Origin of the sequence: Montanilutibacter psychrotolerans (assembly GCF_003719825.1) — a bacterium.
GTDB lineage: Bacteria > Pseudomonadota > Gammaproteobacteria > Xanthomonadales > Xanthomonadaceae > Montanilutibacter > Montanilutibacter psychrotolerans.
In genome coordinates this window covers 228,939-244,223 of record NZ_RIBS01000005.1, presented here as the reverse complement: position 1 = coordinate 244,223, position 15,285 = coordinate 228,939, and the positions used below count along the sequence as shown (strand labels likewise).

The following is a 15,285-nucleotide window of genomic DNA, read 5'->3' as shown; positions in this document are numbered from 1 at the left end:
ACGTCCACCGGGTCATGGCGCGGACACGTTCTCTCGGAGCGAGAACAAGGGCTCGAACAGCCATTCGATCAAGCGCCTCTGCTCGCCGAGAATGTCCGCTTGCACCCGCATTCCGGGCATCAGTCTTTCGCGCTTTCCGTGCGCCGATACGTACTGGGAATCCAGCTCCACAACCACCTTGTAGTTGCCACTCTGCCGGTCGTCGCTCGCGGCGGTGGTCAAGCTCGAACTGCGCCCGACGTGGCGTATCGTCCCCAGGTACTGCCCGAACTTCTGATAGGGAAACGCCTCATACCGCAAGCGGACCCGATCGCCCTCCGACATGAACCCGATCGCGGAGGTCGGAACCGTCAGCTCCGCCTCCAGCGTGCTGCCCTTCTGCAGGATGGAAAGGATCGGCGCCCCCATTTGTATCGCCTCCCCTCGCTTCGCAAAGCGCACCGACACGACGCCATCGGCCGGCGACTGGATCACGACTTCGCGCCTCGACGCTGCTTCGATCGCTTCCTGGTCCAACTCCGCCAGGTCGCGTCGTTCTCCCGCTGATTGCGCGCCCCTTCTGAGTGGAAGTTCGCGAATCGTCTGCTCGATTCCTGCGATATCCCTGCGCAGCGCCAGGCCCTGGCGATTGAGCGAGCTAAGTGCTGACGTATGCCCGATGAGCTCCAGTTCCTTGTCCTTGATCTGGAGTTCGCTTACGTAGCCGCCCTCGCGCAATTGCGACAGCTTCGACAACAAGGCGCGTGCGATCTCCACCTTGGCCCGGCTCGCCTCGATCTCCGATTCAATGCTGCGCAGCTCCATCCCCATGTCGCTGCGCTGCTTGGCGGCCGTCGCCATCTGAACGTCCAGCATCTCCCGCTGTGAGCTCGCGTCGAGCTCGATGCTGTCGCGTCGAACGGAAATCTGGCGGGCGATCGCTTCCATGGAATTGCCTGCCGCTGACGTGGCGCCTGGCACCGAGACCACTACCGCTCGTTTGCCGGTGAACGTTTCGTTTCCCTGCTCAAGATTTATCTCGGTGATAACACCCGATACCGGTGCGAGTATGGTCGCAACGCCGCGATCCGGCGCGATCACGCCGACCACGCGCGTTCGCCGCGTGTATTCGCCAAGGAAGAGAAATGCGATGAGCGCGATGGCGGCGCCCCCCAGGAACAATCCGACCCACCACGCGCCGATCGGCTGAGAGATCGAGACGGCGCCAAGCGTCGCATCGCGCTGCGCCGCCACCGACTCCTTGCGAAAGAGCTCCGTCCGATCCATGTGCTACGCGCGCATCACGCTGAGACGCACATGTTCTCTCTGCCGCGCAAGGCGACCGCATCGAGCAAACGCGCCTCGAATGCATCCGCGAATGCCCTGCCGACGGCGCCATCGACGATGTCGTCGACCCATCCCCACGCGCCGTCCTGATTGCATTCAAGGAACCAGACGCGATCGTCGGTGTCAACGATCAGGTCGATGCTTCCGCTGAACAGGCCCATGCTCCGCATGTACCGATCGATCGCCGTGCGCGTGGATGCATCCAGATCTCCGCTCGCGAACTGCACGAACCCGAACCCTTTGCGCCAGTCCACCTCCCCGGTGCGGCATCCTTGAGAGTCCACGCGGAATGCGTGCATCCTGCCGTCGATATACACGACGCGAAGTTCATGCTTCTTGATGAGTTCTTGCTGGAAGAAATGTGGGCAATGCCCGATTTCTTCTTCGGTCGCGGATTGGAGATCGTCTTCGCCGACCCGCATCGTCATCACGACGTACGGGATGTTCTCGCCTTCGCCGCTCGGCTTGACCTTTCCAGCCGACACGGACTTCATGATGATGCGTCCGTCGCATTCGTCAATGAAGGAGAGGACGCTACCTCGATCGTTGGTGATCATGGTGTTCGGCACCAGAAAACCGGTCTTTGCCGCCATCATCTGCTGATACGGCTTGATCATGCACCGCCTCGAAGCGAGGGAATTGACCGCCATGTCCCCGTTCACGCCACAAAGCAGGCTATAGAACGCCCGCCACTCCTGCGCCGCATAGCCGCTGGAACGTTCGTCCCCTCGGATATAGAGATCCGTGCCGGGCATGATCTTCGTTCGATCCCAGACGAGATAGTTCTCCGATAGGCGACGGCCAGCCAGTTCGAACGAGACGCGGCCCTGGATGTCGGTGCGGAACTCAAAGCGAACGCCATTCAGGTAATCGACCACCAGTGGATCGATCCGGCCGCGCGAGCGCAGCTCGTTGCAGACTCTTTCGACATGTGGGTCTTCCATGCTTCCAAGGACTACCAGAACCGGATTGCTCATCTTCGTCGTTGCCCTGCTGTGTTGTTGAACCGGGGAATCAGCCGGGGAAGGGGCGAGTTATCGCCCCTTCCTGTGCCAAATGGCAGAACGAAGGATCAATCCTCGTCCTTGCCGTCATCGCCACCATCGCCATTGTTGGTGATGGTCACGGTGTTGAGCTTGTGGTGCATGACCCTGCCGCCAGATACGTGTTCCAGGTCGACGCTTTCCAGCTCCTTCAGTTCCGCGCGATCTTTTTCATGCTGCTTCAAAATGAAAGGGATCATTTGATTTCCTGTTGATCTTCGTGGTGGGCGCTTCCTGCGCCCGGGGTTCGCTCTGCCGTCGCGGGCCCTGCGGCGGCGAGACGCTCTTACTGTTTCGACGAACGGGAGGAAAAGCGGACATGGCCGATTCGCGAGCTTTCCTGACGTCGCGAAGATCGCATCATTCCTGCAGAACGAAGGATCAGTCCTCGTCCTTGCCGTCATCGCCACCGTCGCAATCTCTGGTGATGGTCACGGTGTTGAGCTTGTGATCCATGACGCGGCCGCCAGATACGTGTTCCAGGTCGACGCTTTCCAGCTCCTTCAGTTCCGCGCGATCTTTTTCATGCTGCTTCAGAATGAACGGGATCATTTGATTTCCTATTGATCTTCGTGGTGGGCGCTTCCTGCGCCCTGGTTCGCTCTGCCGTCGCGGGCCCTGCGGCGGCGAGACGCTCTTACTGTTTCGACGAACGGGAGGAAAAGCGGACATGGCCGATTCGCGGGTTTTCCTGGCGTCGCGAAGATCGCATCATTCCTGCAGAACGAAGGATCAGTCCTCGTCAGCGCCGTCATCGGCACCGTCGCCACCTACGGTGAAGGTCACGGTGTTGAGCTTTTGGTTCAAGACGCGGCCGCCAGACACCTGGTCGACGTCGATGCTTTCCAGCTCCTTCAGTTCCGCGCGATCTTTTTCATGCTGCTTCAGAATGAACGGGATCATTTGATTTCCTGTTGATCTTCGAGGTGGGCGCTTCCTGCGCCCGGGGTTCGCTCTGCCGTCGCGGGCCCTGCGGCGGCGAGACGCTCTTACTGTTTCGACACGCAGGGGCGAAAGCGGACATGGCCGATTCGCGGGCGTTCCTGACGCCGTGCGCGCCAGCGGCCGGATCGCCTCCCAGACCTCTCGCGATCCGGAGCGCGCGAATCGTGCGTTCCTTGTCGTCGCGGCCTTCGAGCGCTTTGATGCCTGGCCGCGAAGATCGCATCATTCCTGCAGAACGAAGGATCAGTCGTCGCAGCCGTCATCGGCACCGTCTTCACCGCTGCAGGTGATGGTCCAGGTGTTGGTGTTGAGCTTGTGATCCATGACGCGGCCGCCAGACACCTGGTCGACGTCGATGCTTTTCATTTCCTTCAGTTCCGCGCGATCTTTTTCATGCTGCTTCAGTACGAACGGGGTCATCTGGTTTCCTGTTGATCTTCGTGACGGGCTTCTTGCGCCCGAGGTTCGCCACGCCGTAGCGGGCCCTGCCGCGGCGGGACACTCAGACTGTTTCGACACGCAGGGGCGAAAGCGGACATGGGCGATTCGCGGGCATTCCTGACGCCGTGCGCGCCAGCGGCCGGAAGCGAAACGGCCGCGCCAACATCCGGCACCGTGCGGATCCGCGTGGGTCAGTCAGCGGCCGTCCCTGCGTACCGGGCGGCCCGTCGACAGATCGATGCCTATCCGGGTTGCGGTCGCTTGGGCAGGTCGTTGCGCGTGAGCGGGGATCAACACCGCATCGGATGCTTCTATTACGCCTCGTTGGCACCAACGGCAGGCGGTGCCTCGAAACGGCTGCGCCTTGCGGTACACGTCCGTGCTCGACTCGAGTTTTCGCCGTAAGTCTTGATGGCGAGCGCTTCGGCGCGTCGCGCATACGCGATCGCCGCTGCACGATGATGAAGCGAGAATTCGAGGTCGGCGCGCTCCTCGAGAATCCCCTGCATCATCGGATGACCTGAGCCCAGGTGATTGGCGATGAGCGCTTCCGCACGGTGCAACGCCACCCTCGCACGGCGCGAGTTCGTGCCCGCTGCTCTCCAAAGCTTGGCCATGACCAGCCAGGCCCGCGCGGTTTCGACATGGTCGTCGCCGTAGACGCGCAGGCTTTCACCCATGGCGCGCTCGGCGAGTTCGCGACCGCTGTCGCTATGCCCCGCTTGCATGCGCAGGACAGCCAACGACTGCATGATCGATATCCGGACAGCGGGCGTCGACGTCGCCATGCGATTCATCGCCTCGGTGAGATCGCGGTCGGCTTCCACGACCCGGCCGATCGAGGAGAGCATGACCCCGCGCTGGCGCACCAACCCCGCCAACTGCGCCTCGTGATCGCTTCCCTGGCCTCTCGCGACTCGGATCGCACGATCGATAATCTGCAGCGCTTGCGATGTATCGTCGCGCAACCAGTACGACCGCGCCAACGAGAACTGCAGCGACAGTCGAAGCATCGTGCTTTCCTTGTCGTCGCGGTCTTCCAGCGCATCGATGCCTTGTCGCGAGAATCGCATCATTCCTTTGGTATCGACGCGCTTGTTCGCCAGACTGGCCAGCGAGTCGAAAGTGCGTGCGCGCAGCATCGGATCGTCCGGGCACTGCGCCAAGACCTCCAGCCACAACCGTTCGGATTGCGCATAGTTGGACTGTTCGTAGTACGCGCCGGCCAGTGAAGCCAGGCCGCGCGCCAGGAACTGCGGCTGGTCGCCGCCGGCGGCCGAGCGCAATCGATGCTCGGCGTGATGCAACAAGGGACGCACATCTTCCCGGCCGCCGCTTCGCGCGTTCTGGGAGGCGGCCAGCACAGAGATCCGGAACAGTTCTGCGAGCGCGCGATCGTTTTCTCCCTGCGCTCGCGCCTCGCGCTGCTGCGCGAGCACAACCCATGCCGTCGCAACAGCTGCCACCGTCAGAGTCGATGCAACGATAGCCGCCAGGACGTGGCGACGGAGAAAGCGTCCCACGCGATAGCCGCCCCCGCCATTCCGTGCGGCCACCGGCCGTCGTTCCAGCCACGCCTTCACGTCGTTACGCAGCTCGGCGACGGAGGCGTAACGCGCGACCGGGTCGTTCGCGACGCAACGTAGCGCAATCACATCCATGTCGCCGCACAGCGATACAGACAAACTCCTGGCGGTCGTCGCGCCTCGGTTGCGGGTCTCGACGGCGGTTGCGCGCAAGGCGACTGTGCTCGGAGGCGTGGGAAAGCCTTCAACGGGCGCAGCGCCAATGACGCTACCGCAGGGGCGCGGCCAGCCGGCACACAGCAGGCGATACAGCATCACGCCGAGCGCATGCACGTCGATCGCGACGCTCGGCGGCGCGTCCGAGAAGATTTCCGGTGCCGCGTACGGCATGCTCGCGCCAATCCGCTGCGGAATGTCGTTCTCCGAGCGCGACAGCAGCGCCGACAGCCCGAAATCGAGCAATTTGATTTTGCCGTCGTCCGTCACCAACACGTTGGACGGCTTGATGTCCTGGTGCAGGACGCCGTGGTCGTGCGCATGGACGATGGCATCACAGACGTCGACGAACAGCCCGACCCGCTGTCGTAGCGATGCATGGCGCGAGTCGCACCAGGCATCGATGTGCTCGCCGACGATGCGTTGCATCGTGATCCAGGGTTGCCCGTCATCGCCGACGCCGGCGTCGAATAGGCTGACGATGGCCGGGTGATCGAGGCGAGCGAGAAGATTGCGCTCGATTCGGAACGCATCGAGCAGTTGCGGCGACGACACCTCCGCCCGGATCGTCTTCAGCGCCGCTTCGCGCTCGTACAACCCGTCCGCACGGCGTACAGCGTAGATCACGCCCATGCCGCCGATGCCGAGAACGCCCTCCGTGCGCCATGGTCCAAACAAGTTGCCGTCGGCATGGACCTCGTAACCACCTGTCGCTTTCGGCGTTCGTTCTGCGAACCACCGCAGCGGCGAAGCGAAGGAATGGGTTCGCTCGTCCGCGGCGAGCAGCCCGATCAGTTCGCGGCAGGCGTCCGGGTCGTTGAGTTGCAATTGCGCGAGCGCCCGCTTCAGCGCATCGGGCGGCAGCTCCGAATACGGGTCGAACAGCGACAAGGCTCGGGTAAGCGCCCCGTCTCGTGTCCCGACTACTTCGTGTGCACCGCCCTCCGGCGGATTTTCTGGGTCCCAATGGGCATCGCCCGCATCGACGACTCGGGGCACTGGCGCTTTCGGCGGATCAAGCGAGGATCGCATTGTCGCCGAGCTGGGTCAGCAAGAACGCGCGCGCCCGCCGCCAGTCTCGACGCAGGGTGCGATCGGTCACGCCGAGCAGAGCGGCGATCTCCTGCTCGTCCAGGCCGCCGAAATAGCGCAGCTCGACAAGTTGCCCCAGCCGTTCGTCGATCGAGAACAGCCGCGTCAGCGCGGCATCGAGACAGAAGAGGTCCTCGAGCGTCTTTTCGTCCGGGATGTCGAGATCGTCGGTGAGCGTCTGCTTCGGCTGCCCGCTGCCGTGCTTGGCCGCCATATCGCGGCGGGCCTCATCCATCAGCACATAGCGCATGGCTTTGGCCACCAGCGCGATGTAATGGCGCCGGTTTTCGGCCTTTGCGGACGAGCCGGCCAGACGCAGCCAGGCTTCGTTGACCAGCGCGGTGGCAGAGACGTCGCCGAAAGCCCTCTGCCGCAACTGGGCGCGCGCCACGCGATGCAGGTCGTCGTAGACCCGCGGAAGGATCTGGTCCCAGGCAGAGGCCTGCCCCGCCCTGACTTGCATCAGCAACCGCGTCACCGAGTCGTCGCGGGTCTGGTCCGACAGGCCGGGCGCGTCGCTTGGCAAGGTATCCATCGGGGGCTTGGGGCATCAGTAGGAAGGATTCACGGCAACCGGGATCAGTCGCATGAACAGGCGCCGAGTATAGTCACGGCGCTCGCGTCCCGCAGCATGACTCTAGACAGGGCAAGCAGGAGCGACCGCGATCCGACGCCCTCAGCAAGTTCGCGGCACCCAGTCGTAGCGTTCGACCTGGACACCGTGCCAATGGATCGCGGCGAGGGTGAAGCCGGGAGTTTCGGACGCAGGGATCGGGGCCGCCGCCGCACCAGCCCCCGCTTCGACGGGCATGATTGCTGCGCAATGGAGTTCTAGCGAGCGATCGCTGGCACACGCCGCAACGTCATGCCGGCGACGGCCGAAGGCCGGTGCTGGCCCACCGGGCTTGCCGTCGGAATCGACCAGCCGCGGGAACCCGGCGAGCTGGGATACGCAGGCATTCGCCGCGGCGGGCATCAGCCGCAACTACCGCCCGCCATCTCGAGGCTAAGCCGTTGATGGTACGGCTTATTCGAAAGAACCAACGCTATCGTGACTGAGGTTGTCGAAGCGCGTGTACTCGCCGAAGAATTTCAGCTTCAGCGAACCGGTCGGACCGCTACGCTGCTTGCCGATGATCACTTCGGCAAGGCCCTTGTCGGGCGAGTTTTCCTTGTTGTAGTAGTCGTCGCGGTAGATGAAGACGATCATGTCCGCGTCCTGCTCGATAGCGCCGGATTCGCGAAGGTCGGCCATCACCGGACGCTTGTCGGCGCGCTGTTCGAGCGAGCGGTTGAGCTGCGACAGCGCGATCACCGGCACCTGGAGTTCCTTGGCCAGGCCCTTGAGCGAGCGCGAGATCTCGGAGATCTCCGTCGCGCGGTTCTCGTTGTTGCCCGGCACCGACATCAGCTGCAGGTAGTCGATCACGATCAGGCCCAGGCCGCCGTGCTCGCGCTTGAGCCGGCGCGCCTTGGCGGCGAGCTTGACCGGTGACAGGCCGGGCTCGTCGTCGATGAAGATCTTGACCTCGCGCAGCTGGCGGATCGCACTGGTGACACGGCTCCAGTCCTCGTCCTCGAGCTGGCCGGTACGCAGGCGCTGGGCGTTGACGCGGCCCACCGACGAAATCAGACGCAGCGCGAGCTGGCTGGCCGACATTTCCATCGAGAACACCGCGACCGGCAGCTTGCTGCGGAACGCCGCGTACTCGGCCATGTTCAACGCCAGCGTGGTCTTACCCATCGCCGGACGCGCGGCAAGGATGATCAGGTCGGTCTTCTGCAGGCCGGCGGTGAGTTCGTCGAACTCGGTGTAACCGGTGGGCAGGCCCGTGACGCTGCCGCCGCTCTCGTAGCGCTTCTGCAGCTCGTCGAACGCATCGGTCAACGCCTGGTGGACGTTGGTGAAGTCGGACTTTCCACTGCTGTTGGTCTGGGCGATCGCCAGGACCGTGCGCTCGGCTTCCTCGAGGATCTGCGAGCTCTCGCGGCCGTCGGGCTGGAAACCGTCGTTGACGATGCTGGTGCCGACCTCGATCAGCTTTCGCAGCACCGCCTTGTCGCGCACGATCTCGGCGTACGCGGTGATATTGGCCGCCGAGGGCGTGGTGCTGGCCAGTTCGATCAGGTAGGCGCCACCGGCGACCTGCTCGGCCAGGCCCATCGATTCGAACCACTCGCCAAGCGTCACCGCATCGAACGGACGGTTCTTCTGGGCCAGCTCGCCGATCGCCCGGTAGATCAGCTGGTGGTCGCGGCGATAGAAGTCGCTGTCGGCCAGCTGGTCGGCGATGCGGTCGTACGAATCGGGGACCAGCATCAGGCCGCCCAGCACCGCCTGCTCGGCCTCGATCGCCTGCGGCGGGATGCGCAGGTGGTCGGCACGTTGTTCGGCGCGGGTTTCGAAACGCTTTTCGCCGCGGGATTCACCGCGATAGCCGGGTCGCAGACTCATGGTCGGATGCGTGCTCTGGTTGGGGTCGGCAGGCCGGCCGGGCTGGAACGGAGGTTGTCGCGGGCGCCAGAGGTGGCACCACGCAACCGTGTTGCGCGACGACTCCCCGGACCGGCGATCGTAGGTCGCCAGACGCACGGGGTGTTGCAGACAAATCTGTGGTCAGCCTGTGGATAAGCCTGTACAAAACCGGTCCGCACGGCGCATGCCGGTGCGCGCAGGAAGTGTCTACAGGCCCCATCGGCAGGTTCTGTCCGTGCGACGGACGGTTGTGCACATCCCCCCGACTTGCTGCCTGACACGGGCGTCAGCACCGCAGATCGCACCACGGCGTCTCAGCCATTGCGACGAATCGACGGCCACGACGCAGATTCGCAAGCCGATCGGCAAGCCGGTTCGGCAAGCGGCCGCGCCCGCGGGTTCCGGAGTACAGGTTCCGCAAAAAAACGAAAGGCGCCTTGCGGCGCCCTTCGCTCTACCGCCCGGATCGAAGGATCAGGTGGCTTCGCCGACCACGACGACCTTGACGACGGTCTCGATGTCGGCGTGCAGGCGCACAACGACTTCGTGCTCGCCGGTGCGGCGCAGCGGGCCTTCGCCCAGCACCACTTCGGCCTTGTCGACCTTGTGGCCGATCTTGGTCAGGGCCTCGGCGATGTCGCGCGGGCTGACCGAGCCGTACAGCTTGCCTTCGGTCGAAGCGTTCGCGGTGATCGTCACGGCGATGCCTTCGAGCTGGGCCTTGCGGCCTTCGGCGCCTTCCAGCTGGGCCTTGGCATTGGCTTCGTACTCGGCGCGGCGCGCCTCGAAGTCGGCCAGGTTGCTGGCGGTGGCCGGAACGGCCTTGCCGTGCGGGACCAGGAAGTTACGGCCGTAGCCCGGCTTCACGTCGACCTTGTCGCCGAGCTTGCCGAGGTTCTGCACGTTCTGCAGGAGGATCAGTTGCATGGGTTTGCTCCAGGTTCGTTAGCGGGCACGCGGCCCGCAACTTTCAGCTGTCCGAACGGACGATTGCATGGGTGTCAGCCGCTTGCCGGGCAAGCTGCAGGGCGTTCGCGTCGCGAACCGCGAGGCGTCAGTGACTGACGCCCCACTGCCTGCTGACGGCGGATGCCGTCGGCCGACCGCCTCAGACGTTGTGGTTGTCGGTGTACGGGATCAGCGCGAGGAAACGGGCGCGCTTGACGGCCGTTGCCAGCTGGCGCTGGTACTTCGACTTGGTACCGGTCACGCGGCTCGGCACGATCTTGCCGGTCTCGGTGAGGTACTGGCGCAGGGTGTTGAGATCCTTGTAGTCGATCTCTTTCACGCCTTCGGCGGTGAACTTGCAGAACTTGCGGCGACGGAAGAACTTGGACATGGGTGCGTTCCTTATGCGGCTTCGGCGGAGTCGTCGTTGGCGGAATCGTCGGACGCCGGGGCGGCATCGCCCTCGTCGTCACGGCGACGGCGTTCGCCACGCTCGGCGCGCTCGGGCTTGTCGCCCTTCTCGTCCTTGAACTTCATGATCAGCGACTGCTCGGTGTCGGCACCGTCGCGCTTCATGACCAGGTGACGCAGCACGGCGTCGTTGAAGCGGAAACCGTCGACGATCTCGTTCAGCACGGCCTGGCTGCACTCGATGTTGAGCAGCACGTAGTGGGCCTTGACGAGGTTCGCGATCGGGTACGCCAGCTGGCGGCGGCCCCAGTCTTCGAGACGGTGGATCTTGCCCTCGCCGCCTTCGATCAGCGACTTGTAGCGCTCGATCATGGCCGGCACCTGCTCGCTCTGGTCCGGGTGGACCAGGAACACGACTTCGTAATGACGCATGGTGTTGTCCTTGTGGATGATGGCGCGGCCTGATGGCCGGCCGGATCAGCCCCCCGGCGCCCGGAATGGGCGCGGTGGAGCAAGGTTCCCACGGGCCAAACCCGCGGGAGCCGGAAATTATGGCAGCTTCAATGGCTTAGAGGCAAATGCGGCGAATTGCCGCCCCGGGCGGCGCCGCGCCATTGCCGGGCCAACCCGCGCGTTCAGGCGGACCGGCTCAAGCCAAAGTGTTCAGGTGGCTGGGTTCAGGCCGGATTGTTCAGGCCGCGTCCGCGTCGGTGGTGAAGCTCTCGCCACAGCCGCACTCGGCGCTGGCGTTGGGGTTGCGGAACACGAACTGCTCGCCAAGGCGCTGCTTGACCAGGTCGATCTCGGTGCCGTCCACCAGCGGCAGGCTCACCGCATCGACGAACACGCGCACACCGTCCTGCTCGAACACGTGGTCGCCCTCACGCTGGTCGCGCGCCAGGTCGGCAACGTGCTGCCAGCCCGAGCAGCCGGTCTTGGTCACGCCGAAACGCAGGCCAAGCGCGTCGGGCGCTTCGCTCAGGTAGCGCTGGACGCGTGCCAGTGCAGCGGGGCTGAGGGTGACGGACATGGCGCAGGGCTCCTGGGTGGGACGTGATCGCGGTGCCTGCCCGATTACCGTGGCGGGCAAACACCCGGCGCGCCGGATGCGGATTGAAAAAGTATAGCGGCGTATGCCGGGTTGCTCCGGTAAACTCCGCCCTCCCCATATCGGCCCGAACAGGCAAGGATTCAAGGCATGACGGTGGTCAGTGTCGAGCATGCGCTCGCAGGCAAGATTCCTGCAGGCGGCGAAGTCACGGTGCGCGGCTGGGTGCGTACCCGGCGCGATTCCAAGGCCGGCCTGAGTTTCGTCAACGTCAATGACGGCTCCTGCTTCGCGGCCATCCAGGTGGTGGCGCCCAGCACGCTCGACAACTACGAATCCGAGGTCAAGCGCCTGACGGCGGGCTGCTCGGTCATCGCCACCGGCACCCTGGTGGCATCGCAGGGCCAGGGCCAGTCGTTCGAGATCCAGGCCAGTTCGATCGAAGTGGTCGGCTGGGTCGAAGACCCCGAGACCTACCCGATCCAGCCCAAGCCGCACTCGCTGGAGTTCCTGCGCGAAGTCGCCCACCTGCGTCCGCGCACCAACCTGTTCGGCGCCGTCACGCGCATCCGCCATTGCCTGGCGCAGGCCGTGCACCGCTTCTTCCACGAACAGGGCTACTACTGGATCAGCACCCCGATCATCACCACCAGTGATGCCGAGGGCGCGGGCCAGATGTTCCGCGTGTCCACCCTGGACCTTGCCAACCTGCCGCGCGACAAGGCCGGCGCGGTCGATTTCAGCCGCGATTTCTTCGGCAAGGAAACCTTCCTCAGCGTGTCCGGCCAGCTCAACGTCGAGGGCTACTGCCTGGCGCTGAGCAAGGTCTACACGTTCGGCCCGACCTTCCGCGCCGAAAACAGCCACACCACGCGCCACCTGGCCGAGTTCTGGATGGTCGAGCCGGAGATCGCGTTCGCCGATCTCATGGAAAACGCCCAGGTCGCCGAGGACTTCCTCAAGTACCTGTTCCGCGCGGTGCTGGCCGAACGCGGCGACGACATGGCGTTCATCGCCGAACGCGTGCAGCCCGATGCCATCAGCCGCCTGGAAGGCTTCGTCAACGCGCCGTTCGAGCGCATCGATTACGGCGACGCGATCACGCTGCTGCAGAAGTCCGGCCACAAGTTCGAGTTCCCGGTTGAATGGGGCCTGGACCTGCAGACCGAACACGAGCGTTGGCTGACCGAGCAGCACGTCGGACGTCCGGTGGTGGTGATGAACTACCCCGAGCACATCAAGGCGTTCTACATGCGTCTCAACGATGACGGCCGGACGGTCGCGGCAATGGACGTGCTGGCTCCCGGCATCGGCGAGATCATCGGTGGCAGCCAGCGCGAGGACCGTCTCGATATCCTCGACGCGCGCATGGCGCAGTTCGGCCTCGACCCTGCGCATTACGGCTGGTATCGCGACTTCCGCCGCTACGGTTCGGTGCCGCACGCGGGCTTCGGCCTGGGTTTCGAACGCCTGGTGGTCTACGTCTGCGGCCTGTCCAACATCCGCGACGCGATCGCCTATCCGCGCGCCCCGGGCAGCGCCGAGTACTGAGTTGCACCGGCGTCCGCGCCAGCGCGGACGCCCTCCCCGTCCACCGGCACGCACGGCGTGACCGGTGGCCGGCTCCCGATGAGGTGGCTGCACCGTGATCCTGTTTCTCGCCCTGCTCTGCGTCGCCCTGGCCATCGCCGGGGCCACCGCGTTCGTGATCTTCTGGCCATTGGCACTGGTGCATCTGCGCGACCGTCATCCGGCGTTGCAGGCGCAGCTCGGCCCGCTGGCCTTCATCCACCCGTCCGCGTTGGGCTGGCTGCTGCGCGGCGGCTACCGCGCCGCCGGCGACCGCAACCTGGACGGGTTGGCGACACCCGCGCGCATCTCGCTCTCGGCGATCATCGCCGGCCTGCTGGGCGCGGGCGCACTCTGGCTGCTTTCGACGGTGGTGGCATGGTGAACACGATGGACAGCGACAACCCGACCAGCTGGTGGCTGGCAACCATCGGCCGCACGGTGGTATGGGCCCGCCTGCGCGTGCGGGAGGCCGGCACGGCCGAGGTGTTCGACAGTGACGGCAACACGCTTGCCTACGACAGCGAGGACAGTGCCCGCGCCGCCCTGATGGATGCGGAGTTCGTCGCCTACGAGGGCCTGGACGACGACGACGCGCAACAGCGCGGGTTCGCTCTGGACGAGCTGCAACCACCGCAAGGCGACGACGACGCCCTGCGGGGACTGATGATCCAGAAGCTGCCTCAGCGCCACTGAGACACGCGATGCAGCCCGCCGACACGCCACCGCCGGGAGCCCACACGGGAGCACGCACGCAAGACGGACTTGGCCAGCTCTACCTGCCCGGCGCATTTGCCGAGAACGACCTGGCCGCGCTCGATGCGCTGCTGGTGCGCGACAACTTCACCACCCTGGTCACCGTGCGCGACGGCGCGCCCACGGTCAGCCATCTGCCGGTGCTGTACTACCGGGACGGCGATCGGGTGGTGCTGCGCGGCCACTGGGCCCGACCCAATCCGCAGTCCACGCACGCCGGTCCCGCGCTGGCGATCGTGCATGGACCACACGCCTACCTGTCGCCCGCCTGGTACCCCGACAAGGAAGAACAGGCGCGCGTGCCGACCTGGAATTACGCGGTCGCCCACCTCGACGGCGTCATCGAAACCTTCGACGACGAGGCGTCCCTGGCCGACCTGGTGAGCGATCTCAGCGACCAGCACGAGGCGCGCGTCGACAGCGACTGGCGCTTCGAATCCGAGCGCGACGACCTGCGTCGGCAGTTGCGCGGCATCATCGGGTTCCGCTTCGTTGTCGACCGCATCACACTGAAGTTCAAGCTCAGCCAGAACCATCCGGTGGCCAACCGGATGGCGGTGATCGAACAACTCGATGCGCAACCGCGCGACGCCAGCCGCGAGATCGCGGCATTGATGCGCGCGCGCAGCCACCACGCCCCCAACGGAGATTGAGATGGACCTGAACCTCGCCGGCAAGCACGCTCTGGTCTGTGGGGCGTCCGAAGGCATCGGCCGCGCCACCGCCCACGAACTGGCCCTGCTCGGCGCCGACGTGACCGTGCTCGCGCGCCGCCCGGAGGTGCTGGCCGAGGTGGCTGCCTCGCTACCGCGCCAGGGTGAGCAGCAGCACGGCTGGATTGCCGCCGACGTCGCCGACCACGCGGCGCTGCGTGCGCAGGTGCAGGCACTGGCCGCCGGCAAGGCCGTGCACATCCTGGTCAACAACACCGGTGGCCCGCCCGCCGGCCCCGCGCATACCGCCGACGGCGCGGCCTTCCTGGAGGCCTTCGGCAAGCATCTGCTGGCCAACCAGGTGCTGGTGCAGGCCGTGCTGCCGGGCATGCAGTCGGCCGGTTGGGGACGCATCGTCAACGTGATCTCGACCTCGGTGAAGGAGCCGATCGTCGGTCTGGGGGTGTCCAACACCATCCGCGGTGCGGTCGCCAGCTGGGCCAAGACCTTGTCGCGCGAACTCGCCGCGCAGGGCATCACGGTCAACAACCTGTTGCCGGGCTTCACCGAGACCGGCCGCATCACGCAGTTGGTGGGTGATCGCGCACGCGCCACGGGCCTGCCGGAAGCACAGATCGCCGAAGACATGCGCAAGACCGTGCCCGCCGGCCGTTTCGCCAAGCCCGCCGAAATCGGCGGCGTGATCGCCTTCCTGTGCTCGCCGGCGGCGGCCTACGTCAACGGCGTGAGCCTGGCGGTCGATGGCGGCCGGATGAACTCGATCTGACACCAACGGGCGCGCCCGGCGCTCCCGCTTGCCGGCCCCGGGCGATGA

At 65.2% G+C, this 15,285-nt stretch carries 18 protein-coding genes; 5 read left to right on the top strand and 13 right to left on the bottom strand.

Annotation, left to right across the window (positions count from 1 at the left end):
• Positions 1–12: 12 nt before the first annotated feature.
• From EER27_RS12270 to EER27_RS12230, 13 genes are all read right to left on the bottom strand, one after another.
• The gene (locus tag EER27_RS12270) at positions 13–1,266 is read right to left on the bottom strand and encodes a beta-barrel domain-containing protein (RefSeq protein ID WP_123088393.1); all 1,254 of its coding nucleotides are present in this window, start codon (positions 1,264–1,266) and stop codon (positions 13–15) included.
• 14 nt (positions 1,267–1,280) lie between these two features.
• On the bottom strand, positions 1,281–2,303 hold the full coding sequence (locus EER27_RS12265; RefSeq protein ID WP_148041013.1) for an MvdC/MvdD family ATP grasp protein: 1,023 nt from the start codon (positions 2,301–2,303) through the stop codon (positions 1,281–1,283).
• 95 nt (positions 2,304–2,398) lie between these two features.
• Positions 2,399–2,569 carry a hypothetical protein gene (locus tag EER27_RS17140; protein WP_190285771.1) on the bottom strand — a complete coding sequence of 57 codons (171 nt, stop codon included), beginning with the start codon at positions 2,567–2,569 and terminating at the stop codon, positions 2,399–2,401.
• Between the two features lie 181 nt (positions 2,570–2,750).
• Entirely contained in the window at positions 2,751–2,921 is a 171-nt protein-coding gene (locus EER27_RS17135) for a hypothetical protein (protein WP_190285770.1), read from the bottom strand.
• A gap of 180 nt (positions 2,922–3,101) precedes the next feature.
• Complete coding sequence (locus EER27_RS17130) at positions 3,102–3,272, bottom strand: hypothetical protein (protein ID WP_190285769.1); 171 nt, start codon at positions 3,270–3,272, stop codon at positions 3,102–3,104.
• A 285-nt stretch (positions 3,273–3,557) separates the two neighbouring features.
• Entirely contained in the window at positions 3,558–3,734 is a 177-nt protein-coding gene (locus EER27_RS17125) for a hypothetical protein (protein WP_190285768.1), read from the bottom strand.
• 335 nt (positions 3,735–4,069) lie between these two features.
• Positions 4,070–6,388, bottom strand: a complete 2,319-nt coding sequence (locus EER27_RS12260) for a serine/threonine-protein kinase (protein ID WP_190285767.1) — start codon at positions 6,386–6,388, stop codon at positions 4,070–4,072.
• 124 nt (positions 6,389–6,512) lie between these two features.
• Positions 6,513–7,124 carry an ECF-type sigma factor gene (locus EER27_RS12255; protein WP_123088390.1) on the bottom strand — a complete coding sequence of 204 codons (612 nt, stop codon included), beginning with the start codon at positions 7,122–7,124 and terminating at the stop codon, positions 6,513–6,515.
• 492 nt (positions 7,125–7,616) lie between these two features.
• A complete protein-coding gene (locus EER27_RS12250) occupies positions 7,617–9,044 on the bottom strand; it encodes a replicative DNA helicase (RefSeq protein WP_123088389.1) in 1,428 nt (475 codons plus the stop codon).
• A 495-nt stretch (positions 9,045–9,539) separates the two neighbouring features.
• On the bottom strand, positions 9,540–9,992 hold the full coding sequence (gene rplI / locus EER27_RS12245) for a 50S ribosomal protein L9 (protein WP_123088388.1): 453 nt from the start codon (positions 9,990–9,992) through the stop codon (positions 9,540–9,542).
• A gap of 181 nt (positions 9,993–10,173) precedes the next feature.
• The gene (gene rpsR / locus EER27_RS12240) at positions 10,174–10,404 is read right to left on the bottom strand and encodes a 30S ribosomal protein S18 (protein ID WP_123088387.1); all 231 of its coding nucleotides are present in this window, start codon (positions 10,402–10,404) and stop codon (positions 10,174–10,176) included.
• Between the two features lie 11 nt (positions 10,405–10,415).
• Entirely contained in the window at positions 10,416–10,856 is a 441-nt protein-coding gene (gene rpsF / locus EER27_RS12235) for a 30S ribosomal protein S6 (protein WP_123088386.1), read from the bottom strand.
• 259 nt (positions 10,857–11,115) lie between these two features.
• Complete coding sequence (locus tag EER27_RS12230; RefSeq protein ID WP_123088385.1) at positions 11,116–11,454, bottom strand: HesB/IscA family protein; 339 nt, start codon at positions 11,452–11,454, stop codon at positions 11,116–11,118.
• Positions 11,455–11,622: 168 nt separating this feature from the next.
• Here EER27_RS12230 and asnS point away from each other — a divergent pair, with 168 nt between their 5' ends.
• The 5 genes from asnS to EER27_RS12205 all read left to right on the top strand — a co-directional run bounded on the left by asnS (position 11,623) and on the right by EER27_RS12205 (position 15,237).
• On the top strand, positions 11,623–13,023 hold the full coding sequence (gene asnS / locus EER27_RS12225; protein ID WP_123088384.1) for an asparagine--tRNA ligase: 1,401 nt from the start codon (positions 11,623–11,625) through the stop codon (positions 13,021–13,023).
• Positions 13,024–13,117: 94 nt separating this feature from the next.
• On the top strand, positions 13,118–13,426 hold the full coding sequence (locus EER27_RS12220) for a hypothetical protein (protein WP_123088383.1): 309 nt from the start codon (positions 13,118–13,120) through the stop codon (positions 13,424–13,426).
• 5 nt (positions 13,427–13,431) lie between these two features.
• Positions 13,432–13,737, top strand: coding sequence for a hypothetical protein (locus EER27_RS12215; RefSeq protein ID WP_123088514.1), 306 nt, complete (start codon positions 13,432–13,434; stop codon positions 13,735–13,737).
• Positions 13,738–13,745: 8 nt separating this feature from the next.
• Positions 13,746–14,450 carry an FMN-binding negative transcriptional regulator gene (locus EER27_RS12210; RefSeq protein ID WP_123088382.1) on the top strand — a complete coding sequence of 235 codons (705 nt, stop codon included), beginning with the start codon at positions 13,746–13,748 and terminating at the stop codon, positions 14,448–14,450.
• A 1-nt stretch (position 14,451) separates the two neighbouring features.
• A complete protein-coding gene (locus EER27_RS12205) occupies positions 14,452–15,237 on the top strand; it encodes an SDR family oxidoreductase (protein WP_123088381.1) in 786 nt (261 codons plus the stop codon).
• Positions 15,238–15,285 lie beyond the last annotated feature (48 nt).

Excerpts from the sequence above, each read along its gene's own strand:
- EER27_RS12270 (WP_123088393.1), bottom strand. The coding sequence starts at position 1,266 with ATGGATCGGACGGAGCTCTTTCGCAAGGAGTCGGTGGCGGCGCAGCGC.
- EER27_RS12265 (WP_148041013.1), bottom strand. The coding sequence starts at position 2,303 with ATGAGCAATCCGGTTCTGGTAGTCCTTGGAAGCATGGAAGACCCACAT.
- EER27_RS17140 (WP_190285771.1), bottom strand. The coding sequence starts at position 2,569 with ATGATCCCTTTCATTTTGAAGCAGCATGAAAAAGATCGCGCGGAACTG.
- EER27_RS17135 (WP_190285770.1), bottom strand. The coding sequence starts at position 2,921 with ATGATCCCGTTCATTCTGAAGCAGCATGAAAAAGATCGCGCGGAACTG.
- EER27_RS17130 (WP_190285769.1), bottom strand. The coding sequence starts at position 3,272 with ATGATCCCGTTCATTCTGAAGCAGCATGAAAAAGATCGCGCGGAACTG.
- EER27_RS17125 (WP_190285768.1), bottom strand. The coding sequence starts at position 3,734 with ATGACCCCGTTCGTACTGAAGCAGCATGAAAAAGATCGCGCGGAACTG.
- EER27_RS12255 (WP_123088390.1), bottom strand. The coding sequence starts at position 7,124 with ATGGATACCTTGCCAAGCGACGCGCCCGGCCTGTCGGACCAGACCCGC.
- EER27_RS12250 (WP_123088389.1), bottom strand. The coding sequence starts at position 9,044 with ATGAGTCTGCGACCCGGCTATCGCGGTGAATCCCGCGGCGAAAAGCGT.
- rplI (WP_123088388.1), bottom strand. The coding sequence starts at position 9,992 with ATGCAACTGATCCTCCTGCAGAACGTGCAGAACCTCGGCAAGCTCGGC.
- rpsR (WP_123088387.1), bottom strand. The coding sequence starts at position 10,404 with ATGTCCAAGTTCTTCCGTCGCCGCAAGTTCTGCAAGTTCACCGCCGAA.
- rpsF (WP_123088386.1), bottom strand. The coding sequence starts at position 10,856 with ATGCGTCATTACGAAGTCGTGTTCCTGGTCCACCCGGACCAGAGCGAG.
- EER27_RS12230 (WP_123088385.1), bottom strand. The coding sequence starts at position 11,454 with ATGTCCGTCACCCTCAGCCCCGCTGCACTGGCACGCGTCCAGCGCTAC.
- asnS (WP_123088384.1), top strand. The coding sequence starts at position 11,623 with ATGACGGTGGTCAGTGTCGAGCATGCGCTCGCAGGCAAGATTCCTGCA.
- EER27_RS12215 (WP_123088514.1), top strand. The coding sequence starts at position 13,432 with ATGGACAGCGACAACCCGACCAGCTGGTGGCTGGCAACCATCGGCCGC.
- EER27_RS12210 (WP_123088382.1), top strand. The coding sequence starts at position 13,746 with ATGCAGCCCGCCGACACGCCACCGCCGGGAGCCCACACGGGAGCACGC.
- EER27_RS12205 (WP_123088381.1), top strand. The coding sequence starts at position 14,452 with ATGGACCTGAACCTCGCCGGCAAGCACGCTCTGGTCTGTGGGGCGTCC.